The organism is Streptomyces sp. NPDC046727, from assembly GCF_040645635.1.
GTDB lineage: Bacteria > Actinomycetota > Actinomycetes > Streptomycetales > Streptomycetaceae > Streptomyces.
Map to the genome: position 1 here is coordinate 75,403 of NZ_JBEYYR010000038.1, position 20,919 is coordinate 96,321.

Annotated in this window: 22 protein-coding genes and 3 pseudogenes; 14 read left to right on the forward strand and 11 right to left on the reverse strand. The window is 68.2% G+C overall.

Annotated elements, in window-relative coordinates:
* The first annotated feature begins 26 nt into the window (after positions 1–26).
* Positions 27–599, forward strand: coding sequence for a TetR family transcriptional regulator C-terminal domain-containing protein (locus ABZ937_RS34485; RefSeq protein ID WP_361697749.1), 573 nt, complete (start codon positions 27–29; stop codon positions 597–599).
* Positions 600–715: 116 nt separating this feature from the next.
* Here ABZ937_RS34485 and ABZ937_RS34490 read toward each other — a convergent pair whose 3' ends face one another.
* Entirely contained in the window at positions 716–2,758 is a 2,043-nt protein-coding gene (locus ABZ937_RS34490) for a SpoIIE family protein phosphatase (protein ID WP_361697795.1), read from the reverse strand.
* Positions 2,759–2,899: 141 nt separating this feature from the next.
* Positions 2,900–3,037: pseudogene (locus ABZ937_RS34495) on the reverse strand (PAS domain-containing protein); the annotation flags it as partial.
* A 410-nt stretch (positions 3,038–3,447) separates the two neighbouring features.
* Between ABZ937_RS34495 and ABZ937_RS34500 the strand changes: the two are divergent.
* Entirely contained in the window at positions 3,448–4,167 is a 720-nt protein-coding gene (locus ABZ937_RS34500; RefSeq protein ID WP_361697751.1) for a hypothetical protein, read from the forward strand.
* A gap of 72 nt (positions 4,168–4,239) precedes the next feature.
* Here ABZ937_RS34500 and ABZ937_RS34505 read toward each other — a convergent pair whose 3' ends face one another.
* The 6 genes and pseudogenes from ABZ937_RS34505 to ABZ937_RS34530 all read right to left on the reverse strand — a co-directional run.
* Complete coding sequence (locus ABZ937_RS34505; protein WP_361697753.1) at positions 4,240–5,574, reverse strand: Dyp-type peroxidase; 1,335 nt, start codon at positions 5,572–5,574, stop codon at positions 4,240–4,242.
* 47 nt (positions 5,575–5,621) lie between these two features.
* Positions 5,622–6,653 carry a tetratricopeptide repeat protein gene (locus ABZ937_RS34510; protein ID WP_361697755.1) on the reverse strand — a complete coding sequence of 344 codons (1,032 nt, stop codon included), beginning with the start codon at positions 6,651–6,653 and terminating at the stop codon, positions 5,622–5,624.
* 38 nt (positions 6,654–6,691) lie between these two features.
* A complete protein-coding gene (locus tag ABZ937_RS34515) occupies positions 6,692–7,849 on the reverse strand; it encodes a DUF4331 family protein (RefSeq protein ID WP_361697757.1) in 1,158 nt (385 codons plus the stop codon).
* Positions 7,850–8,029: 180 nt separating this feature from the next.
* Complete coding sequence (locus ABZ937_RS34520; protein WP_361697759.1) at positions 8,030–8,554, reverse strand: hypothetical protein; 525 nt, start codon at positions 8,552–8,554, stop codon at positions 8,030–8,032.
* A gap of 140 nt (positions 8,555–8,694) precedes the next feature.
* Positions 8,695–9,051, reverse strand: coding sequence for a PP2C family protein-serine/threonine phosphatase (locus ABZ937_RS34525; protein ID WP_361697761.1), 357 nt, complete (start codon positions 9,049–9,051; stop codon positions 8,695–8,697).
* A gap of 46 nt (positions 9,052–9,097) precedes the next feature.
* A pseudogene (locus tag ABZ937_RS34530) lies at positions 9,098–9,253 on the reverse strand (SpoIIE family protein phosphatase); the annotation flags it as partial.
* A gap of 162 nt (positions 9,254–9,415) precedes the next feature.
* On the opposite strand from ABZ937_RS34530, the gene ABZ937_RS34535 reads away from it, so the two are divergent.
* From ABZ937_RS34535 to ABZ937_RS34570, 8 genes are all read left to right on the forward strand, one after another.
* On the forward strand, positions 9,416–10,528 hold the full coding sequence (locus tag ABZ937_RS34535) for a transposase (RefSeq protein ID WP_361697763.1): 1,113 nt from the start codon (positions 9,416–9,418) through the stop codon (positions 10,526–10,528).
* 88 nt (positions 10,529–10,616) lie between these two features.
* On the forward strand, positions 10,617–11,564 hold the full coding sequence (locus ABZ937_RS34540) for an alpha/beta hydrolase (RefSeq protein WP_361697765.1): 948 nt from the start codon (positions 10,617–10,619) through the stop codon (positions 11,562–11,564).
* 114 nt (positions 11,565–11,678) lie between these two features.
* Entirely contained in the window at positions 11,679–11,909 is a 231-nt protein-coding gene (locus tag ABZ937_RS34545; protein ID WP_361697767.1) for a hypothetical protein, read from the forward strand.
* 146 nt (positions 11,910–12,055) lie between these two features.
* Positions 12,056–12,388 carry an IclR family transcriptional regulator C-terminal domain-containing protein gene (locus tag ABZ937_RS34550; RefSeq protein WP_361697769.1) on the forward strand — a complete coding sequence of 111 codons (333 nt, stop codon included), beginning with the start codon at positions 12,056–12,058 and terminating at the stop codon, positions 12,386–12,388.
* A 222-nt stretch (positions 12,389–12,610) separates the two neighbouring features.
* Positions 12,611–13,096 carry a MarR family transcriptional regulator gene (locus ABZ937_RS34555; protein ID WP_361697771.1) on the forward strand — a complete coding sequence of 162 codons (486 nt, stop codon included), beginning with the start codon at positions 12,611–12,613 and terminating at the stop codon, positions 13,094–13,096.
* A 552-nt stretch (positions 13,097–13,648) separates the two neighbouring features.
* Positions 13,649–14,317: a nitroreductase gene (locus ABZ937_RS34560; RefSeq protein WP_361697773.1), complete on the forward strand. Its 669-nt coding sequence runs from the start codon at positions 13,649–13,651 to the stop codon at positions 14,315–14,317.
* Between the two features lie 95 nt (positions 14,318–14,412).
* On the forward strand, positions 14,413–15,141 hold the full coding sequence (locus ABZ937_RS34565) for an NAD(P)H-binding protein (protein ID WP_361697775.1): 729 nt from the start codon (positions 14,413–14,415) through the stop codon (positions 15,139–15,141).
* Between the two features lie 453 nt (positions 15,142–15,594).
* Positions 15,595–16,029 (forward strand): cupin domain-containing protein, encoded by a 435-nt coding sequence (locus ABZ937_RS34570; RefSeq protein ID WP_361697777.1) that lies wholly within the window; start codon positions 15,595–15,597, stop codon positions 16,027–16,029.
* Positions 16,030–16,232: 203 nt separating this feature from the next.
* Here ABZ937_RS34570 and ABZ937_RS34575 read toward each other — a convergent pair whose 3' ends face one another.
* A complete protein-coding gene (locus ABZ937_RS34575) occupies positions 16,233–16,634 on the reverse strand; it encodes a helix-turn-helix domain-containing protein (RefSeq protein ID WP_361697779.1) in 402 nt (133 codons plus the stop codon).
* A 161-nt stretch (positions 16,635–16,795) separates the two neighbouring features.
* Positions 16,796–17,986 (reverse strand): ABC transporter permease, encoded by a 1,191-nt coding sequence (locus ABZ937_RS34580; RefSeq protein WP_361697781.1) that lies wholly within the window; start codon positions 17,984–17,986, stop codon positions 16,796–16,798.
* A gap of 162 nt (positions 17,987–18,148) precedes the next feature.
* On the opposite strand from ABZ937_RS34580, the gene ABZ937_RS34585 reads away from it, so the two are divergent.
* The 4 genes from ABZ937_RS34585 to ABZ937_RS34600 all read left to right on the forward strand — a co-directional run bounded on the left by ABZ937_RS34585 (position 18,149) and on the right by ABZ937_RS34600 (position 20,776).
* A complete protein-coding gene (locus ABZ937_RS34585) occupies positions 18,149–18,754 on the forward strand; it encodes a TetR/AcrR family transcriptional regulator (RefSeq protein WP_361697783.1) in 606 nt (201 codons plus the stop codon).
* 202 nt (positions 18,755–18,956) lie between these two features.
* Positions 18,957–19,241: a hypothetical protein gene (locus tag ABZ937_RS34590; protein ID WP_361697785.1), complete on the forward strand. Its 285-nt coding sequence runs from the start codon at positions 18,957–18,959 to the stop codon at positions 19,239–19,241.
* A gap of 824 nt (positions 19,242–20,065) precedes the next feature.
* Entirely contained in the window at positions 20,066–20,344 is a 279-nt protein-coding gene (locus ABZ937_RS34595) for a hypothetical protein (RefSeq protein ID WP_361697787.1), read from the forward strand.
* 105 nt (positions 20,345–20,449) lie between these two features.
* Positions 20,450–20,776: a hypothetical protein gene (locus ABZ937_RS34600; protein ID WP_361697789.1), complete on the forward strand. Its 327-nt coding sequence runs from the start codon at positions 20,450–20,452 to the stop codon at positions 20,774–20,776.
* 31 nt (positions 20,777–20,807) lie between these two features.
* Here the strand turns inward: ABZ937_RS34600 and ABZ937_RS34605 are convergent.
* A pseudogene (locus ABZ937_RS34605) lies at positions 20,808–20,919 on the reverse strand (IS5/IS1182 family transposase); the annotation flags it as partial.

The window sequence follows — 20,919 nt, forward strand, 5'->3', positions numbered from 1 at the left end:
ATATTGACCGAGAGGTGGTGGTGAGGATGGCGCGCGCGTCCAAGCGCGAGGAGATTGCGCAGGCAGCCCTGGAGCAGTTCCGCACGCGGGGCTTCCATGCCACCGGCATCAGCGACATCACGTCGGCGGCCGGGGCTCCCAAGGGCTCGTTCTACAACCACTTCGCCAGCAAGGAGGAGAGCGCCCTTGAGGCGCTGAGCCGCTACGCCGCCGGATTGCGATTCGACCTGCTCGACACGCCCGGACGTCCTGCGCTGGAGCGGCTTCGGGCGCACTTCGAGTTCCTGGGCGCGGACACGGTCGCCAGCGGCTTCGCCCGCGGATGCCTGGTGGGCAACCTGGGCGCGGAGGTGGCGGACCACTCCGAGGAGATCCGCTCCGCCGTCCAGGGCGGCTTCCAGCGGTGGGCCGCGCACATCCTGCGGGTGCTCACCGAAGCCCAGAAAGCGGGTGAGCTGGACGCCTCTCTCGACGCCGAGGAAGCCGCGCTGTTCATCCTCAGCGCCTGGGAGGGCACGCTGATCGCGGCCCGGGCCGACAAATCCTCCGCTCCCTTCGACGCCTTCTTCCACATGGTCTTCGGCGTCTTCCTGCGCTGATCGCGGCCGGCCGCCGAAGACTCACAGGCGCCGCCACCCACACCAAGGCTCCCCGGCCCGGAGGCAGGCGCGGGCGAGCCTGGGCGCCCTCGTACACGACTCCTCGTCGCAGGGGCCTACGGGCGAGGTGAGGGGAGAGCTTGCTCGGTCCAGACCGTTTTCGCGTCGTCGGTGTAGCGGATGCCCCAGTTGTGTGCGAGCTGGGCGCAGATGAACAGGCCACGGCCGCCTTCGTCGGCCGACCGTGCGTGCCGCAGCCGCGGGGCAGAGGTGCCGTAGTCCTGGACCTCGCAGGTGAGGGTGCGGTCATTGATGAGGCGCAGTCGTACGGGTGGGGCGCCGTACCGCAGCGCGTTGGTGACCAGCTCGCTGACGATTTCCTGCGTGTCGTAAGCAGTGTCCTGGTCCACGCCCCAGGCCGCGAGTTGGTGCCGGACGTGGCGCCGCGCGAGGGCCGGGGCGGTGGGCTCCCCCTCCAGCGGCCAGGTGGCTACGTGGTCGGCGGGGAAGGGGTGGGTGCGGGCGAGAAGCAGGATGGCGTCGCCGGGCAGGGCGTCGGCGCGCAGCCGGTACAGGACGTCGTCGCACAGGTCCCGGAGGGGCCGGTCGGTGTCGGCGAGCATGCGCCGGAGCGGCTGCGGGTCGCTTGTGCCGTCCTGGCTCCGTACGGCGGACAGGAGCGAGGTCGTGTAGAGGGCGAGGACGTCTCCGTCGGCCAGGGTGACGGTGGTGGTGGCGTACGGGGGCCCTCCGTCGCCGCCGAGGGCCCCACCGGCGGCCAGCTCGACGACTCGGGTGCCGGAGGCGGGGCCGGCGACGACGGGCGGGGGGTGTCCGGCGGAGGCGATGGTGCACGTGAGAGTGAACGGGTCGTGGAGCACGCACAGGCACGTCGCGCTGAGGGGCTGCGTGCGCAGGGGGTCGCCGGGTGGCAGCGCCCTCCGCTCCCGTGCGAGACGTGCCGTGGCGTCGTCGAGCCGGGCGAGGAGCTCGTCGGCTCCCAGGTCCAGTGCGGCAAGCGAGGCCATGGCGGTCCGCAGCTGCCCCATGGTGACGGCGGTGTGGATGCCGTGGCCGGCGACTTCCCCGACCACCAGGGCCGTTCGGGCGCCGGGCAGGGCGCAGGCGTTGGACCAGCCCCCCGCCCCCCGGCCGTCGGCCACATATAGGCCGGCGGTCTCGATCGCGGTCTGCGAGCGAGGTGCCGGGGGTAGCAGATGGCGCTGCAGGGCCGCGGCGATGGTGTGCTCGCGGGTGTAGCGGCGGGCGTTGTCGATGCCCAGGGCGGTGTGCGTGGCCACTTCCAGGGTGAGGGCGAGTTCTTTCTCGTCGAAACCGTCGGATCGCTGGTCGCGATAGAGACTCAGCAATCCGAGCACCTTTCCGCGCAGCGTCAGTGGCGCGACGAGCAGGGCGCGTGCGCTGGATGCGCGAATCGCTTCGGCCCGCGCCGGATCGGCCGCCAGCCAGGGCGTGTCAGGGCCCAGGGTGATCGTGCGGGGCTTGAGGTCGGCCAGGGCCTGCGCATAGGGGGTCGGGAACGGCAGCGCGCGGACGTCTCCCACTGGATGCGCCCGGGCCTGCTGATCACCGCCACTGTTCTTGAAGGCGGCCCGGCGCAGCGGCACATCCCGCCCCAGAGGGCTCAGTGGTGGTTCCTCTCCCCGCACCACCGGCTCCACCACTTCCACCACGGCGATGTCGGCGAACCCGGGGACCAGCGCGTCGACCAACCCCTGGCAGGTGGCCACCACATCCAGGGTTTGTCCCACCCGCTCCCGGACGGCATACAGGGCCTGGACCGCGCGGCGTGTCTTCTCCTGACCGGTCACGTCGTGTGCCACGACCACCGCCCCCGGTGCATCGTGCAGGGGCAGCACCGAGACGGTGTGCGTGTGCTGGGGCTCGCGGTCGGTCCGCATCACGTGGTCCGTCATCGGCGTACCGTCCGCCATGGCCTGGCGCAGGATGTGCTCCAGTTCGCCGGGGGAGGAAAGGGGCCACGCATCGGCCAGGGGGCGTCCTTGGATCTGCCGTGCGCTCGCGCCGGACAGGGCCTGCGCGGCAGCGTTGGCCGACACGACATGCAACTCCTCGTCCACCACGAACAGAGCCCCTGCCGTGTGGGCGGACAGTGCCTCGAGCACCGCGGTCTCCATGCCGGGCACCATCCCCCTCGCAGGTGGAAGGAAGATCCTCCACGTCACCGAACCGTCTTCGCGCAGCACCGGCTGCACGCGCAGGCCACGGCGGGCGGCTCGCGCCGCAACATCACGCAGGGCGTCATGCCTGCAGCCCGCGGCATCACCGCCTGGCGCGGGGACCGGGCTGACCAGGTCGGTTGCCGGCCGCCCGACCACGTCGCCCGCCGGGCGCCCCAGCAACTCTTCCGCCTGGTGGCTCCACTGCACGACCACGCCTTTGCCATCCACGATCATCAGGGGCGTCTCACCGGCCACGGCAACCACCTCCGCCTTCCAGCTTGCCCGGCGGCCAGGGGCTGCGCCGCCGCAGACCGGCACCCAGCTGCGGGTCTGCACGAAGGGTGCTACGAGAAAACCCCCTACGACCTCCCCGGCGGACCGCACCGACCCCGCGCGCAGGCGCCGAGCACGCGGGGCTGACCGGCGGATGTCCACCGCCCACGCCGGTTCCGGCCGGACTTACAGCGTCCCCGGGATCAGCGCCCAGGTGCGTGACGCCGGTGAACCCGTGAACGATGAGAGAGCCGCCCGGCTGATGAGGTAACACGCGGCCCGCCTGGCTGCGGCTGCGTCGCCGAAGCGGGGCCGCCCGATCAGTGGCCCTTCGGCAACCGCCGCCTGGCACGACCGAGCAGGAGACCGACATGAACACGTTGCTCGCACAGGCCCTCGATGCCCACGGTGGCCTCGATCGCTGGAACGCACTCACCACGGTTCGCGCCACCATCGTCAGCGGTGGCGACATCTTCGTCATCAAGGGGATGCCACAGGACCCCACCCCCCGGGAGATGACCGTCTGGCTGCACGAGCAGCACGCCTCCGTGATGCCGTTCGGCGCCCCCGACCAGAAGACCGACTTCACGGCCGACCGAGTCAGCATCGAAAAGGTCGACGGCCGCGTCGTGGCCGAACGCAACCAACCGCGGACGTCGTTCACCGGGCACGGCCTCAACACCCCGTGGGACCCACTGGACCGCGCCTACTTCAACGGATACGCGCTGTGGACGTATCTCACCACGCCCTTCCTGCTGGCGATGCCCGGCTTCGCCGTCACCGAGATCGAACCATGGCGGGTAGGGGACGAACTCTGGCGGGGATTGCGGGCCACCTTCCCGCCCCACATCGCCAGCCACAGCACTCACCAGGACTTTTACTTCGGCCCCGACCATCTCCTGCGTCGGCACGACTATCACGTCGACATCGCAGGCGGATTCGCCGCGGCACAGTACGTCTACGACACCGTGGCAGCGGACGGGATCCGCCTGCCCACCAAACGCCGGGCTTACCGAAGCGATGCGGACAACCGCCCGATCCTCGAACAGACCATGGTCTCCATCGACGTCAGCAACGCTCGCTTCACCTGACATCGGGCCCGTACGTGACGCGTGCCGAGCGGGACTGGTGGCTGCGCGCCCCGTACCGTTTCAACGGCGGGCTCAGCCACCAAGGTTGGCCAGCCAACGCAACGCGCTGAGACTCGGCAGGAACAAGTACTCGCCGCCACGGGTGATGACGAAGCGCTCGACGCCATGCAGGCGACGCCGTACCGGGCGCTGGGGGATCGTGAAGACGCCCGTGCCGTCGTTGTCGCCCGTGAGCAGGTCCTTCTCCACATCGAGGCCGGTGAAGTTGCCGTCGTTGAACCACTGCGACTTCACGAACTCGAACTGGCGGTCGAGGTGTGCGTTGACGGCGATGAACACGATGCCGCGGTCGGCGCCGTCGTCATCCAGGACGCCGGCCGGCAGCGGCGGCCCGTAGCTGGTGCTCCGCCGGATCAGGCGGTGTAGGTCGACGTCCCCGATGATCTCCGAGTCACGCGGATTGGCACGCCTGGCGTGTGCGCCACGGGGGCAGACCGCGCCATGCGGGTCCGACGCGTAGAGGAAGTCGTTGTTGCGCTGCTCGTCCGCCCCCAGGTCCGGGTCGTCGTGCTCGGGCGCCAGGATCAAGGGGGCACCGCTCGGCCAGCGGCCCACGATCTTCGCGGCGAGCAGCGACTCCTCTTCCGGGCTTCCGGCATTGTCGTGGAGATAGCGCCGGAAGGCGGCGACGCGTGTGTGCAGCTTCCGCCAGACCACGAACGTGCCGTTACGGCCCAGCACCTCCGGCTCCGGCATCGGGGGCAGGTTTCCGGTCTCGTCGGGATAGCCCAGCACGAACTCGCCGGCTTTGAGAGTGGGACCGCCACCGGGTGCGTTGTCCGCGCCGCTGCCTTCCACCGCGGGGTTGCTGATGCCGTCCTTGTAGCCGAAGCTGGTGCGCCCCGAGGCAAGTTGGTACAGGTCCTGCCGGTACACCACGTGAAGGCCGGGAAGCTGCGCGCGGGCCTGGCGGGCCCGTTCGAGGACGACGGCCAGTGACTCCTGGTCGGCGGCGACGAGGGACAGTACGACGTGTACCTGGCCGGTGCCGAAGGGGGGCTCCCAGTGTGCGGGTGCGCTCTCGCCGGTGTCGCCCAGGAACTCGGCCCGTGCCGCCATGCCCTGCCGGAACTCCTCCGGGAAGCTGTTCAGGGAGGTCTGCGGCACCTGGAGCGCTTCGAGCCCCCGGTACGTCACCGCGACGTTGAGGAGCGCCGGGAGCGGGGGCTGCCACCAGTTGGCAGCGGAGTCGACCAGTCCGGCCAGGCGTCCCATCAGCTCACGGCCGGCGCCGGGGTCGTCCACCCGCAGCAGGATGTAGGTGCCGACGTACGGTGACGGCCGGGTGCGCAGCACAATGCCCTGGATCTCGTCCAGCTGCAGGGCCGGGCCTTCGACCGTCGTCATGTCGTCCCCTCGATCAGACTTCGGCCGATTTGTATCAATTTTCGGATCTATCGGTGCTGTCCGACACGGCAGGTCGCGCGATCCACGAGCGCACGGGCGCGTGGGGTCGGCCGAAGGGCGAGGTTCTGCCGGGCAAGGTCAAGTGCCCGCCGATGGTCGGCGCCGACCGTAAGCCAGAACTCCGCCGCGTGATCGGCGTACGCCTCAGGATGGCCTGCCATCAACCTCTCGTAGCGAGCAGCGGCGTGGGCGCGCCAGAACTCTGCCTCGGCCCCAGGCTCCCGCGTGGCCAGGATGCGGGCGAGCTGGGCGGCGTAGTGCGGATCGTCACTCGCCGGCGCAAGTCCGCGCAGGTGCCGGATCGCCATGGCGGCCCTGCCTTCGGCGGTATCGATCTCGGCGAGGTGGCCCTGTGCCGGCACGTACGGCGGCAGTCGGCGAATGGCCGACTCCAGCCAGATGCGCGCGCGTGCGAGGTCGCCCGTGGACAGCCATGCCTGCCCGCACTGGAATTCGAGCACCGCGAGAGGGAACGGACTCACCCCGCGGTAGCCGCGTCTCGCCGCCAGGAACCACCTCTCGGCCTCGGCCACCTCGCCGCGTTCGGCATGACAGCGAGCCAGGCCGGCCAGGGCGCTGAAGTCGTGCCGTCGCTGCAGCACGTTCTGATGCAGGGCGAGCGCCTCCTCGTACCGCCCGACCGCCTGGTGGATGGCAGCCCGCTCCTCGTCCAGGCTCCGCCGATCGAGTCCCAGCGCAGCCGCTGCGTCGAGATCGGCCAGTGCTGCCGGAAACCGATGAAAGAGGGCCGCCAGCCTGGCGCGGGCCATATGGGACTGCGGATCGTGCGGTGCCTGGTCGACGAACACCTCGGCCAGTGACGCGGCGTGCTCTCCCTCGTCAATACGGCCCAGCACGTGCCCGCGCAGGGCGGTCAGCTCCACCAACTCGCCCCACCCGTCTGCGGTCAGGTTTCTCCGTGTGGCCTGGCCGGTAAGGCCCTCGATGCGGGCGTCGAGGTTGCCCATCGCGATCACGCCGGCCGTCGTCGCCGGACCGTCGGCAAGATCGGGTCGCATCCCGTTGCTCGCACAGTCGGCCGTTGCGGAACCGCTCCTCATCGGCTTGCCGCGGGCGTAGGAACGGACACGGGCACAGGAGGGTCGGGGTTGGGCGGCGCCAGGTACGGGAACTCACGGGAGGCCGGCGCCGTCGCCCGGTCGACGCCGTCGCTGACCCGCGGGCCGTGGAAAGCATTGACGATCAGCGTGTACAGCGTGTCGATGACGTCATCGTTGAGCGAGCGGCCGCCACAGGTCATGTGTGGCCGCCCCTCCAGCAGGGCGCGCTCGATCTCGAAGTAGCTGTCCTCGGCGTACGGCTTTGCCGTGTCGACGACCAGGAAGTCGGCGAGCAGCAGGTCGGTCAGCGGATGCGTCCCGTCCTGGTCCGTCCGCCAGTCGAGCTTGCCGTCCAGACCGTCGAAGAAGGTCAGGTTGGCGTTCAGCCGCGAGCGGTATGCGCCCAGGTAGCGCGGCCCCGGCCGGAACGGGTCTTCCTCGTTGTAGAGATCGCGCAGATCCACGATCTTGTTCCCGTTGTCCACCCCGTTCTCCGACATTAGGACGTTCTTCACCTCCGGGCGGCCGAGCCGTTCGAGGCGCACTGGGTAGGGGCCGGCCGTGACGGTTTCCGCGGCAACGGCGAACACGGTGCCCGAGGCCGGCCCGAGCAGCCTTGCCGCGTCGAACTCGACGACGACGGTCAGGACATCGACACCTTCCAGCGAGTTGGTGCCCGTCGGGAGGAAGGCGAGCCGCCGCTGCGCCCGCGTCTCCACCTCCTTGCCGACATCCATGAAGAAGGGATCCAGCCGCAACCCGGCGTAGACGCGCACGCCATGGCCCTCGCCGCCCCGCTCATCGTTCACCTGGAACGCAACCGCCTCCCCGCCCGGGAGCAGACACGTCCCCCACTGCGTCACCTCCCCGCCGGCGTCCGACTCAACCGGGCCGGAGAACGTGCAGGTGAACGCATACTCATCGGCGCCCACCTCGAAGAGCGCACCGGAATGAGCCGCCGCAACGGCGGCAGGACGGATACGGAACCGGTAGCTGGCCGCGTCGGAGAACAGAGCCCCCGGGCGGGCATTGGGGAAGACATCCATGACAAGCACGAGCCGACCCGTTTGGGATGGGCTGGGAAAGACGTAAAGATCGGCGAGATCAATGGCTGGATCGACCTCGGCGCGGAAGCCGGAGAGATGGTCGGACATGACGGTGCGACCTTCGCTGAAGGGCCAGGTCCGGCGATCGCGCGCCGTTGCCGGGCCGCCTGGATGATGTTCCAGGTGCCACGGTCACGGCACCTGGGACGGAAAACGACTCCTGCGGGAGGGGCCTGCCTTCCGGCGGACCGGTCGCCGAGGGGGCCTCGACCGACGGTGGCCGTGTCGCTAGTCGGCCGCCGCATCCAGCAGCGTGTCGAACGCCTGCGTGACCTTCTGTGCCTTGGCGGTGTCCCGGACCGTCATGGTCGGATTGGAGGCGTACCACATGTCGGCCTCCACGATCTTCGTCGCCAACCAGTCGACGATGTGCGGATCGGACGCCCCGGGATAACCCTCCGCGACACCTTCGAACATCTCATCGAACCATGGCGCGGCGTTGGCGAAGATGTCAGCCATGTACGGTTTGAAGTCACCGTCATAGGTGACCGCGCCGATGACCTGAGTGTCATTGTTGATGAACGTGACGCGGAAGTCGTGGACAGTACCGACGAGCTTTTCGTAGCGAAAGGCGTCGTCCTGGATCTTGGCGGCGTTCTGCCGGAACCTCTCCGCCCCGCCCGGCTTGGCGTCGAAGAGAACGGTTATTTCCGCCACCTCTCCGACCCGTTTGCCGTAACCGTCGGGCTGTCTGACCACTCTCGGAGTCGCGTCCGCCGGAGTCGCCGACGTCTCGGACCTTTGCGTCGTCATGACTCCCTCTCCCTTTGATCCTCTTTTGGTCGGTCTGCTGGCTCCTTCTCCGCTCTGAGGTTGTTCGATTTCTTCCCACTGCCAGCTTTGTCGCCCTGCTGGGCGTCGGCAAGACGATCACGACGGCATGGGTCGAAGGCTCAGGAAGGGTTCTCCGCAACCGGCTTTGGGCCGGAGTCGAGTCGGCGGCGGCCGTCGAGGGGGCGGGCTGGGGTGTGCGGTCGGTGGAGGTGGTGGGCGCCGAAGCGTTCGATGGCCAGGAGAGCGGCGTCGTCTGCGGGTTCGTGGCCGATGTGGTTCAGCAGGTCGCGGTGGATGTGGCGGATCAGGGCCTCGGGTCCGGACGTGGGGCCGGAGGCGGCGCGCTCGGTGAGGGGATAGAAGGCTCCTTCGGGTGAGCGGGCTTCGATGACGCCGTCGGTGTAGAGCAGCAGCGTGTCGCCGTTCTCGAAGGTGAAGGGGCCGGCGCGGTGGCTGGGGACGGACAGTTCGCACATGCCCAAGGGGGGTACCGGGCGCCGTGCGTGCAGGGACGGTGACCTGGCCGTCGTGCAGCAGCAGGGGCGGCGGGTGGCCCATATTGAGCATCTCGACCTGTGTGCCGTGGTCGGCGATCTCGAGCAGCAGGGCGGTGATGAAGTGATCACCCGCGTCGTGCTCGGTGTCTGCGACGTTCTCCAGGCTTCTGCAGACGCTCACCTCCAGACCGGACGTTTTCGATGTGAACCGGTTCGACCGGGCCGACCGCCGTCGGCACGGCAAGTCGGACCCGCTCGATACCGAGAATGCGGCCCGGGCGGTGCTGAGCGGGCGGGCGCGCGCTCAGTCCAAGACGGGCGACGGGCCGGTGGAGATCGCCGGATGTACAAGCTGGCCAAGGACTCGGCGGTCAAGGACCGCACCCAGACGATCAGCCGGCTCAAGGCCGTCCTCATCCGTGCAGATCCGCAGCTGAGGGAGGAACTGGCAGGGCTGGGCAACGCAGAGCTCATCCGCACGTGCGCAGGGCTCGTCGACGACAGCCTGAACCACGAGACCGGCGAGGGATCGGTGCTCCACGCCACCCACGTGACCCTGGGGCTCCTTGCCCGGCGCATCGGGCAGCTCAGCGAAGAGGTCCAGGACCTGGAAGGCCGCCTGACCCGGCTGGTGGAGCGCCACGCTCCGCAGCTGCTCGAGGTGGTGGGCATCGGTCCGGACACGGCCGTCACTTTGCTGATCACGGTGGGGGACAACCCGGAACGCCTGGGCAGTGAGGCGTCGTTCGCAGCGCTGTGCGGGGTCAGCCCCGTCGAGCGTTCCTCGGGCAGTCGCCAGTACAGGCGTCTCAACCGTGGCGGCGACCGGCAAGCGAACGCGGCCCTGCACCGGATCGTGCAGACCCGCCTGCGCGTCGACCCGCGCACCCGGGACTACTACGAACGCCGCAGCAAGGAGGGCAAGACCCGGCGCGAGATAGTGCGCAGCCTCAGGCGCTACGCGGCCCGGGAGGTCGCGGCGCGGTCATCTGGCTCCCCAGCCTCCGCTCCTCTGATTGATCACGGCCTTGCGCAGGCCCTAATCCTCATCGGCGGATCAGTTCCTGAGCGCGTTCACGTCACGCCAATGCCAGCCGTCTGTCTTGTCATTGTTCCAGCGGGAGCTGGACGACGAGGCTCAGCGGGGTCACGGTGCCAAGTGGTTCAGGCCAGCCGTGGTGGTGTGCCACGACACTCAAGCCCGCACCAGCCACCCATTTCGTCCGCCCGCGCCCTGTCAGCATGCCGGTGTGCGACTCCCGGCCAGAGGGCTGACGCCCCGCGACACCGGCGTTTGCGGCGTAGTGTGGCAGACGTGCACGCAGGTGCATCAAGCGGGTGCGCGCATTGTCATCCGGGTGCCGGACGTCTTCCTACGCTGCACAGGGCCGGGCCTCTTCCCGCACCATCCGATCATCCCGACGCAAGCACGCATGGTGAGGGCCCGCCTCTCTGACCGGCTGCCCACCGGCGACAGCGTTGTGCACTGCGTTGATCGCACCGCGGTTCTCTGGTCCTGCACTCGACATCGAAGGATGAACATCATGGCCAAGCTGATCCTTGAGCCTGCCGCGCAGGAGATCGCCGACGCCACGTCGAAGCCTCCCTTCCTCTACGAGCTGGGCCCAGAGGGAGCCCGCAAGGTCCTCGACGACATTCAGGCCGCACCGGTCGACAAGCTGGACGTGACCGAGCAGTGGGTGATGCTGCCAGCCGACGTGGGGGAGGTGCGGGCACGTATCGTCAAGCCCGTCGACGTAGGGCAGGGAGCACCCGTCGTCCTCTACGTTCACGGTGGCGGGTGGATCCTCGGCAACGCGGGTACGCACGACCGCCTGGTGCGCGAGCTCGCGGTCGGTGCTGACGCCGTCGTCGCATTCGTCGAGTACGACCGTTCACCTGAGGCCCGCTACCCGGTCGCCCTCGAGCAGGCTTACGCCACCGCTCAGTGGCTGATCCGCAACGCCGACGAGCATGGGCTGGATGTCTCCCGGCTGGCCGTTGCCGGCGATTCTGTCGGCGGCAATATGGCCGCCGCCCTGGCCATCCTGGCCAAGCAGCGCGGCGACGTCACCTTCATCCACCAGTCGATGTACTACCCGGTCACAGACGCCGCTCAGGACACCGACAGCTACCGCGAATTCGCCGACGGGCCGTTCCTCACAGCCAAGGGCATGGCCTGGTTCTGGGACGCCTACACCACCGATCCCGACGAGCGCGCGCAGAGCACGGCCTCGCCGCTACGGGCCAGCCGGGAGGAGCTCGTCGGGCTGCCGCCGGCCCTGGTCATTGTCGACGAGAACGACGTGCTGCGCGACGAGGGTGAGGCCTATGCACGCCGCCTGACCGAAGCGGGGGTGGACACCACCAGCATCCGCTACAACGGTGTCATCCACGACTTCATGATGCTCAATCCCGTCCGTCCCACGAACGCCGCGAATGCCGCGATCGAGCAGGCCATCCGCACTCTGCGCACGGCCTTCGGACACTGACAGCCAGCAGGATCCGGGTCGCTCCCCCCGCAAGCGGTGGCCGACTCGGTCCCGCCCTCCTCGTGCAGCAGGGATACCGCGCGGGGATGTGCCGCTTTCCGAGGAGGTGCGGACGTGGCACGCCTTGTATCAGTCAACGTGGGGCTGCCGAAGGATGTCTCCTGGCATGGCGCGACGGTCCGCATGGGCGTGTGGCAGACACCGGTGACGGGTGCCCGGCGGGTGCGGCGGCTCAACGTCGATGGGGACGGCCAAGGCGACGTGGCCGGCCACGGCGGCGAGATGGGCGCCGTCATCCCGCTCACCGAGCGGGGATACCTGGTACGCACAGACGGCGCTACGTAATCGGCTACCAGGTCTCCGCCCCGTACCGCTCGTTCCAGCGGCAGATGGGTCTGGACGACGGCATCGACGAGCTGCTCGCGCGCCTGTGGCGCGCCGGGCCGTGGCCAACTTTGTGTCCTTTTAGATGGACGGTTTGGTGATCGCGGATGTCAGGACAGTCACAGCCCGGGGCAAGGAGCGTCCTGTTCTCGGCGTCGGGATTGATCCGCGCACCCACGCCTACGCCCACGACGATCGCGTCCCCCATACGACTCGACGCAGAACTCCGGCGAATCCGGCGATCTGGTGTCGCCCTGGACGTTGAGGAAGCTCAGCCGGGAATGGCTTGTCTGGCAGCGCCCGTACTCGGTCCGGAAGGGACCGTGGTCGGGTGCGTGGCCCTGTCGCTTCATCCGGATGAACAACGCGGCCGGCAAACACAGTTGATTGCCGCCGCTCGGCGAGCGGCACGAGAGACTAAGCAGTCCATCCGCCGTTGACGGAAAGGTGGTCTCTCTGCACGGTGAAGTCCACGGCAACGCCGTCTGGCTCATTCCTGCCTCCTTCGTGCCACTCCCACTCCCCGTCTCTCCGCGGGCCTCGCGCCGGCAGCGTCCCAGGTCACTCACGCCCATGGGCTCCGACCTCCGGTCGCTGTCGCAGCGGACGGGGGACAATCGTGTAGTTTCAGGCGATACCGTATCGGATGATAATGTGGCCTTATGGCTGCTGACGTTCCTCGCCGAACCCCCGCCTCGCGTGCGACCGACCGCCCCGGGGATACGTCGCCTTTCGCTCTCGGTCTTCTGCTGCGCCGGGCGCACTGGCGTGCGGCCGCGGTGATGGGGGAGGCGCTTCGGCCGCTCGGCCTCGAGTTGCGGCATTTCGCGGTGCTGATCGAGCTGGTCAATCGGGGGCCCACTGTGCAGCGGGACCTGGTGGCGGCGACCGGGTCGGACAAGGCCGGAATCATGCGGGTCGTAGACGACCTGGAGCGGAAGGGCCTAGCCATGCGCAAGGCCGTTCCGGGGGACCGGCGGGTGCGGGCAGTGGAGATCACTCCTCAGGGGCTGGAGCTGTACGATGCGGTCCACGTCGCTGCGGAGCCACTGGCTGAGCGTCTGGTTGCGGAATTGCGGCCCAGGGAAGCCCAGAAACTGAGGGATCTGCTGGCCCGGCTTGCTTACCCGGCAGACGACGAGGCGTAAGCACGCCGGCGTACCGGTTGTCGGCCGCGTCGGCGCGCTTGGTTTCATGAGGCTTCCACAGCGAGGTTGCCTTGAGGGTCGTGGCCGTCGTCGGTGCGTGTCGGCCTCGCGACGGGCAGCTGGCCAGTGTCTCCGACGGGGCTGAGGATCCGCGCGGGTGCCACGGCACACGCATGGACGGCGGTGTGCTTACACCCTCGCCGAGCAGCATCGTCGTCCCGATACGCATCCTGCCGACAGGCCGAGCATCGGTGAACCTCAGGTCGGGACCTCCTTGCCCCGGCGCAGGGCGCCACGGGCACCGCTCGCAGAGGGTGCACGCGCCGAGGTCGGCGTGTGACCTCTTGGATGGGCCGTCCCACGATGCATGGCCAGGGCACGAGGAGCTCCGCGAGCTCCTGCAGCGGCATGGTCGGGACCTTCCCGTAGATGCAGTGCCCGAGGCAGGAATGGGCATTCACGGCCCGATATGTTGCGATCGATATCGTATCGAGTGATACTATCTTAGGTGTAACGAAGACGGGCCCGTTGAGCAGATGGAGGCGGGTGGTCATGGACGTCTACGAGGCGGTTACGAGCCGACGCGCGGTGCGCGCGTTCACCAACGAGCCCGTGTCGAGGGAAAAGCTGGAGCGAGTGCTGTCCGCTGCGGCTTGGGCGCCGTCCGGGTCGAACCTGCAGCCGTGGCACACCTACATGGTGACCGGCGCGCCGCTGGCCGAACTCAAGAAGCGCGCCGGCGAGCGCCTGGCCCTGGGGGACCCATGGGACGCGCCGGAGTATGAGATGTATCCGCCGAAACTGAAGTCTCCGTACCGCGAGCGCCGATCTGCCTTCGGCAAGCAGCGCTACGGGGCGCTCGGCATCGCGCGTGAGGACCTTGAGGCGCGCCAGCGGGCGGCCGCCGCCAACTGGGACTGCTTCGGCGCGCCCGCCGCCCTGTTCTGCTACATCGACAAGGACATGGGTTCACCCCAATGGGCTGATGTCGGTATGTATCTGCAGACCGTCATGCTGCTGCTCCGTGCCGAAGGGCTCCACAGCTGCGCGCAGATGGCCTGGGCGAAGTACCACAAGACCGTCGCGGAAGTCCTGTCCCCCCCGGACGGACTCGTCCTCTTCTGTGGCATGTCGATCGGGTTCGAAGACGTCACAGCGGGTGACGCCCGTATAGGCCGGGCGCCGCTCGATGAGACGGTCACGTTCGCCGACGGTCTCTGACGCCGGCCCTCCATCAAAGACGAACCGTTTGATGGCGCATCCATATAACGGTTCATATGCCACATTGCGTGTGTAATCACTACGGAAGGCATGTCATGAAGATCGCAGTAATCGGCGGCACCGGGCTGATCGGCTCACAGGTCGTGAGGAATCTGACCACGGCCGGGCATGAGGCGGTGCCGCACTCGAAGTCCACCGGAGTCGATGTCATCAGCGGTCAGGGACTGGAGGAGGCGACGGCGGGAGCGGACGTCGTCGTCAACCTGACGAACTCCCCGACCTTCGACGAAGCCTCTCTGGGCTTCTTCCAGACCTCGATGGACAACCTTCTGGCCGCAGCCCACAAGGGCGGCGTCGGCCACTTCGTCATTCTCTCGATCGTCGGCGTGGACCAGGTGCCGGAACTGGACTACTACCGGGCCAAGGCGCTCCAGGAGAAGATCCTCGCGGCGGGACCGATCCCTTACTCGATCGTCAGGGCAACGCAGTTCATGGACTTCATGGACGCGGTGCTGTCCTGGACCGCTGACGCCGACACCGTCCGGCTGCCCGCCACGCCGATCCAGCCGATCGCCTCCAAGGACGTGGCCTCCGCGGTGGCGGAGGTCGCCGCCGGCGCCCCGCTGAACGGCGTCCGCAACATCGCCGGCCCCGAGGTCTTCACGCTGGACGAGGTGGGCCGGATCACCCTGGCCCACAAGGGCGACCACCGTACCGTCGTGACCGACCCCACCGCCGGCATGTTCGCCGTCGTCAAGGGCGACGTCCTTACCGACACGGACGCCCACCTCGCCCCCACCCGCTACACCGACTGGTTGTCCTGACATCCCCACGCACTGCTTGTCCTGGCCCAGCCCGGCGGTCCTTTCATTGCGCCCGCCAGGCGCGGCGGCTGCGGTCGGATGAGGATTCCGCTGTCACCGGCTCCTGCGCTGAGTGCCGGTCTCCCCTTTGTGCTTGCCGTAAGCGCCTCGATGCCCCGTCGGCTTGAGGTCGTGAGCGGCGCGGCACATCACGACAGGGCAAGTGTTGCTTCGTACGGCACGAGATGCCCGCCGATGACACGGCGCTATGCGGTCACGATGCCCGTCGGCTCCCGGATTGTGGCGGCCGCCGACGGGATGCAGGGTGGTGTCGAGACCGTTTGGGAGAGGCAGAAGGGCACACGGCCTGTCAGCCGGAAACCGGCGACCTTGGCCACCGCCGAACGAGTGGTCCGGGCTGTAGTGGCTGACGCGAGACCGTCCATTTCGGGAGGGCTTACGGAGGTGGGGTACATGTCGGAGAAGAACCCAGGGCTCGGGACCGCTCAGGTCTCCTTGCCGCCCGAAGTCAAGTTGTTGCAGGAAGTCACCCCGCCCTTTTTTCCCGAAGGCGGTTCGGGAATGACCATCCTCGTCGACTGGCCTCCCGGTCACCCCGGGCTCCCTCCGCATCGCCATTCGGGCCCGTCGTTCGGCTACGTGATGGAGGGCGCACTCCGGTTCGAACTTGAGGGCGAGCCAGAGCGCGTGGTCGAGGCCGGTGGAACGTTCTGGGAGCCAGGCGGTGACGTGATCCACTACCAGGACGGCAACGCGCTGTCGGACGCGTCGACCAAGTTCGTGGTGACCATGTTGTGCGCGCCGGGTCAGCCGATGCTCACGTTGGTCGACGAGGAGGAGCTGAAGGAACGGGCGCACAAGCGCGCCCCCCGTCCCTCCGAAGGCTGACTCGCGATACGGTCAGGGTGCGGATCCAGCAATACCGATTCCCGGCGCCAGCATCTCTTATCGGGTGGTGCCGTTCCGACACCAGGTGGAGAACATCACCGCGTGGCCGTCGAGAACTGTGCCCCCATCAAATCCTGTGCCGGCCGATCCCTCGCCGGAGGCATGTGTCCTCCTCCAACCTCCTGCCTGTGCGTGAAGAGAGCTCAGCAACCTGGCGTAGTCGGTTGATCCGATGCTGACGAGCCGCTCGGTGGAAGGTGATCCTCTGCCCACAAGAACAAAACGGCCAGGGGGACGAGGAAGGCTTTGCCATGCGCAGAGAGTGCGTAGCGGGTTCGCGATGACCGCCCGGGCCGGATGTTCCGGGTGATCAGGCCGATCGCGGTCAGCTCCCGGAGGCGATAGGCGAGCATGCGGTCGCTGATGCCGGGGACGCGCTCGCGAATCTGTGCGAAGTCGGCCGGGCCTTTGGCCAGGGCCATGAGGATCAAGCCGTTCCAGCGCCTGCTGAGCAGGTCGAAGGCCCGAGTGATGGCCGGAGAGCCATCGGCTGACTGCGGATGCTCGGACCGGCGTACCGGTTGAGAGTGTTCAAGGGTGGTCATGGTGTGTATCCGTTCCGGTACGGCGCGAGGCACCGCGGTTTCAGCACCTTGCGCAGTGCTCCGTGGTCGTGTTCGTGCAGGGAGTCGGCCCGTGTGTCGGCCGGGCCGCGCCCCTGCGTGGCGGTGTGGTCCCGACCTGATCGAGCATGAAGTGCTCGGCATCACCCGTCACCGTCATGGCGACGGGCGTGGGCGTGCGCGTGACGCCGAACCGACAAAATCTCGCCGGATCCCGGCAAAGCCGGGAGCAATTCCCCGGAAGCCGTCACACCGGGCTGCGTCCCACGGGGTTTCCCGGTGACCCAGTGGCCGAACATGACTGCTGTGAGCCCGCAGACACTCCACAGGGCCAGGACGGCAAGATGGCCGGCGCCGGAGTTGCCGTCGAAGTACGTGGTGTCGCGAAGCAGACTCGCTCCGGCGCCGGGGGGCAGCCACTGACCGATGTGGCCCACGCCCTTGGGAAGCATTTCCGGGGCAGAGGTGGCTCCGGAGAAGGCATTCCCGACGAAGACCATGACCGCGGCGCTGAGCCCCAGGCCCCCGGGCCCGAGGAGTCGGATCACGCCGGCAGCGGTGGCGCTGATTGAAAGAAGGTCGAGCGACAGGATCGCCCAGGTGGCCACGTGATGGTGGGGCAGTGCCCCGAGGAAGCCCTGGGCCACGAGATTGACCCCCAGGGCCGCGACAGCGCATGCGACGAGAAGCGTCAGTACTCGGTGCCGCGAGCGTACGAGGCCACGAGCCATCGCGACGAACGCCCCGATCAGGATGCCGCAGATCGTGAGCGGGAAGACCGTTGAGCTGAACACCGCACCCCGGGGGTCCTCCGCGGCGACGGGCACCACGTCGATCGCCTTCAGAAGGATCGGCACGGAGGCGTCAGCACTTGCGGCTCCCGGCCGGGCGGCCTTCTGCTGGACGGCACCCGGACGGACGGCGCCCGGCTCGGCGGCTGCGTGCTTGTGGGCCCTCGCCGGGGAGTGTGCACCGGCGGCCTTCCGCTGGGCGATCTGTTGGGTGGCCTTGTCAGCCAGCTGTTGTCCGACCTCGGTCAGAAGCTGGGCCACGGAAGAGCTGGCGGCGGTGGCCTTGAACACGGTGATGCTGTGGCCGGAGATGGCGAAGGCGCCGTAGGCATCCCGGTTCTTGATCGCCGAGCGCGCGGCCTGCCGGTCGGCGTAGAGGTGGAAGTCGAACGCGCCGGGCTTCGCACGGGTGAGTGCCTCCACCGCGTGCTGGCTGGCCGACCCGGTCCCCACGATCCCGACCGGGACGTCGCGCGGTGAGATCCGACCCGCGGGCCAGGCGAACGCCATCACCGCCGCGGTGATCACCAGGGGCAGTGCCACTGCCGCGATGACCACTTCCCGCCATGCCGGGTGTCCTGACAAGGGGTTCCTCACAACCCACCCTCTCATAAAAGGAATGATCGTTTTCTTTGACTTTCAGTCTGACTGGCCGCCTCGATTGCCGTCAAGACGAATGTTCGTTTTCTTTGCTAGGGTGGACTCATGCCCAAAGTCACCCAGCAGCACATGGACGCCCGCCGCGAGCAGATCCTGAGCGCGGCGCGCCGCTGCTTCCTCCGTGACGGTTTCCACTCCACGTCCATGCAGGACCTGTTCGCGGAGGCGGGGCTGTCCGCAGGGGCGGTGTATCGGCACTTCACCAGCAAGGACGAGATGATCCTCGCGATCGCCGAGGAGAACATGCGCGATGTCCTCGACATCACGCTCGCCGTCGCCGCTAACCGGCAGGGCCAGTCCATGGGGGCGGTCATGGCGGAACTGCTCGAAGTGATCCGGGTCAAGTCGGCCCAGGAAGGCGTGGCCGCCCTCGCGGTTCTGGTCTGGGGGGAGGCCATGCGTAACCGATCGCTGGCGGGCAAGCTCGACCAACTCGTCGGCCGCATACGCGCCAATCTGGTCACCTTGGTGCGTGACCAGCAGGAACGGGGTGGTCTGCCTACGAACGTGTCACCCGAGGCGATCGCGTCAACGATGCTCTCCGTCCTCCCCGGCTACATCTTGCAAGTGGCTCTGCTCGCTCCGGCTGCCGTGGCCGAGGTGCCGGACGCCGTGCGGGCGTTGTGGCCGGGGCCGGCCATTGAGCGCTGAGCGGGTTCGCCGCTTGCCGGGCCCCGTACGTACTGACCGGGTCCTCCTGCTGGTTGCGTTGGGACAGTCAGAGAGCGGCGCGCAGCTCGGAGAGCCGTCCTGCATCGCCAGGCGCTCCGCTTATGCGCCTCGAGGGCCCTCTCGTACTCCGCGTAGAGGCGGTCGTAGCGGTTCTGCCGGTTCTCCAGGACCTCTCGAGCTTATGGAGCTGTTCTTCGAGCGCTTGTACGTGGCCGAGCGCGCGCTCCAGTTCGTCGCGGAGTTGCTTGCCAGGCTGGGCGAGCGTATGGATGCGCTGCACCAGGGCCGCTCCAGCGCGTGCCTCGTGGAGCTGGCCGCTCACGTGTGCCGTGAGTGCCTGGACCTTGCCGAGTTCCGCATGGAGCGGCTCCTCATCCGGATGACGGGTGTGCGTCCGCGCCGGGACCAGGTCCGTGCGGTGGGCGGCGTCATCGAGAGGCTCAGTCAAGATTTCCGTGAGGGGTGACCGACCGTCCGGGCGGGCGGGCGGGCGCCCAGTCGAGCAGACTGGACGCCCGTTCCAGCAATGGCTTGGGTTCTGGCGACCGTCAGCAGCAGAACCCGCGGGTCGTGGCCCGGGGCTCGACGTCCGTGTAAGGCTTGAACCACTCGTCCCACAGGTCTTCTTCGGCCACGTCTGCTTCCAGGAAGTCGTGCGCCCTGTCGCTGACGTCGAGCAGCCCGCTCTCATTAGCGAGGAACTCCCAGGCATAGTCGAACCGAGAGGTCGAAGGGTCTGATAGACCTCGTCCGCGTGGACGGACTCGATACTGAACCCGCCGATGCCATCCACGGCGTAGCCGAATAGCACGCTCTCGGCCAGACAGCGCGGCTCCGGGATACCGCCGGCAAGTAGATCGGCCGCGAGGTCGTCGTACGCGCGAGCGCAGTGAAGAAGGAACCAGTCCGACTGAGTCCCCGCGCTGACCGGAACGCTGTGCTCCCAGAAATCGGGGTCATAAGCGGCACGGTACGTCTTGTCCGCAAGGTCCCTCAGCTGCCGATGGAGAACGAATGCGGTCCTGGGCGTTACCCCAACGCCGCCGCAGTCCCCACAGCCGCGGCCCCGGGGGGGGGGGGGGGGAGCCGCAGACGGCGCACTTCGCGCAGTCCTCGGCAACATTGCAGATGCCCAGCCCCGCGTACCTGCGTGAGCAGCACTGGAACATCCTGGCCTTCAACACGGCCATGGCGGAGTGGTGGCCATGGGTGATGGAGCCGGGCGCAAATCTCATTCGGTGGGCTCTGACACGCCGGAGGCCCGCGCCCAGTACCAGGACTGAGCACGACATGGGGGAGACCCGCGATGGCCATGTCTTCCGGATGTACGTGCCGACGCTGGACTGGGAGACGATCGAGGTCGTCAACCACGTCCTCTATCCGGCGTCGATGCCCGACTGTCGCTTCGTCGTGATCACCCGGATCGAAGGCCATGGCGACGACGAGCGCGACGCACTCGGCGGCGTCCGCGACGCTTGGGCAACCATGACCGCGAACGAAAACGACGTGGCGACGGCGCAGCGGCACGCCCAGAACCGCGCGGCCGAGGACGCCGCCACCCGCTGGTGAAGGGAAGCGGCAACCCTCGCGGACCGCATGGTTGTCGCCACTGCAGACGAAGCAGCAGCACTAGCGGGGGACAACGGCGTCCCCCTGCCGGCCATCAGCGGAACCGTGGGTTCCGACGTCCACCTGACGCTTGCGCCGGACAAGCGCACCGTGGTCTGGGCCACCGAAGAGACGACCGGTTGTTGGTCCGTCACCCATGTCTCGCCGGCCACCGTTATCGCTCGCGTGCCCAGGCACGCGGTAGAGGGCGCGTGCCTCCTTGAGATGCGTCAGCGGGTGCGCGCTGCCCTGCCGGCCGATCCTTCGGCGGCAAGCCTTCGCATCGGGCAGCTCCTTGATGAGCGTGACACCGAGCAGCGCGTACTCCGCGATGTCCTGCAGCAGGTTCAGGAAGGCAATGCCGAGTCGCCGAAGAACTGCATGGCAGGCTGAGGGACCGCGATGGACGGCCTCGCTAGAGGTCCTAACAAAGGCGTTGGGCGTGGCGGTGTGTGATGAGGCACGTGGCGAGACCGAGGAAGGCTTCGTGGATGTCGTCTCGTCGCTCCCAGCGGATACGCAGACGGCGGAAGCCG

What these genes read in the sequence shown, in the direction of transcription:
- ABZ937_RS34485 (WP_361697749.1), top strand. Translation starts at nt 27, where the DNA reads ATGGCGCGCGCGTCCAAGCGCGAGGAGATTGCGCAGGCAGCCCTGGAG.
- ABZ937_RS34595 (WP_361697787.1), top strand. Translation starts at nt 20,066, where the DNA reads ATGGGGGAGACCCGCGATGGCCATGTCTTCCGGATGTACGTGCCGACG.
- ABZ937_RS34505 (WP_361697753.1), bottom strand. Translation starts at nt 5,574, where the DNA reads ATGACGACGGTCGAAGGCCCGGCCCTGCAGCTGGACGAGATCCAGGGC.
- ABZ937_RS34560 (WP_361697773.1), top strand. Translation starts at nt 13,649, where the DNA reads ATGGACGTCTACGAGGCGGTTACGAGCCGACGCGCGGTGCGCGCGTTC.
- ABZ937_RS34575 (WP_361697779.1), bottom strand. Translation starts at nt 16,634, where the DNA reads ATGACCACCCTTGAACACTCTCAACCGGTACGCCGGTCCGAGCATCCG.
- ABZ937_RS34590 (WP_361697785.1), top strand. Translation starts at nt 18,957, where the DNA reads ATGGAGCTGTTCTTCGAGCGCTTGTACGTGGCCGAGCGCGCGCTCCAG.
- ABZ937_RS34550 (WP_361697769.1), top strand. Translation starts at nt 12,056, where the DNA reads ATGTCAGGACAGTCACAGCCCGGGGCAAGGAGCGTCCTGTTCTCGGCG.
- ABZ937_RS34490 (WP_361697795.1), bottom strand. Translation starts at nt 2,758, where the DNA reads ATGGAGACCGCGGTGCTCGAGGCACTGTCCGCCCACACGGCAGGGGCT.
- ABZ937_RS34535 (WP_361697763.1), top strand. Translation starts at nt 9,416, where the DNA reads ATGTACAAGCTGGCCAAGGACTCGGCGGTCAAGGACCGCACCCAGACG.
- ABZ937_RS34565 (WP_361697775.1), top strand. Translation starts at nt 14,413, where the DNA reads ATGAAGATCGCAGTAATCGGCGGCACCGGGCTGATCGGCTCACAGGTC.
- ABZ937_RS34585 (WP_361697783.1), top strand. Translation starts at nt 18,149, where the DNA reads ATGCCCAAAGTCACCCAGCAGCACATGGACGCCCGCCGCGAGCAGATC.
- ABZ937_RS34515 (WP_361697757.1), bottom strand. Translation starts at nt 7,849, where the DNA reads ATGTCCGACCATCTCTCCGGCTTCCGCGCCGAGGTCGATCCAGCCATT.
- ABZ937_RS34500 (WP_361697751.1), top strand. Translation starts at nt 3,448, where the DNA reads ATGAACACGTTGCTCGCACAGGCCCTCGATGCCCACGGTGGCCTCGAT.
- ABZ937_RS34525 (WP_361697761.1), bottom strand. Translation starts at nt 9,051, where the DNA reads ATGTGCGAACTGTCCGTCCCCAGCCACCGCGCCGGCCCCTTCACCTTC.
- ABZ937_RS34570 (WP_361697777.1), top strand. Translation starts at nt 15,595, where the DNA reads ATGTCGGAGAAGAACCCAGGGCTCGGGACCGCTCAGGTCTCCTTGCCG.
- ABZ937_RS34510 (WP_361697755.1), bottom strand. Translation starts at nt 6,653, where the DNA reads ATGCGACCCGATCTTGCCGACGGTCCGGCGACGACGGCCGGCGTGATC.
- ABZ937_RS34540 (WP_361697765.1), top strand. Translation starts at nt 10,617, where the DNA reads ATGGCCAAGCTGATCCTTGAGCCTGCCGCGCAGGAGATCGCCGACGCC.
- ABZ937_RS34555 (WP_361697771.1), top strand. Translation starts at nt 12,611, where the DNA reads ATGGCTGCTGACGTTCCTCGCCGAACCCCCGCCTCGCGTGCGACCGAC.
- ABZ937_RS34520 (WP_361697759.1), bottom strand. Translation starts at nt 8,554, where the DNA reads ATGACGACGCAAAGGTCCGAGACGTCGGCGACTCCGGCGGACGCGACT.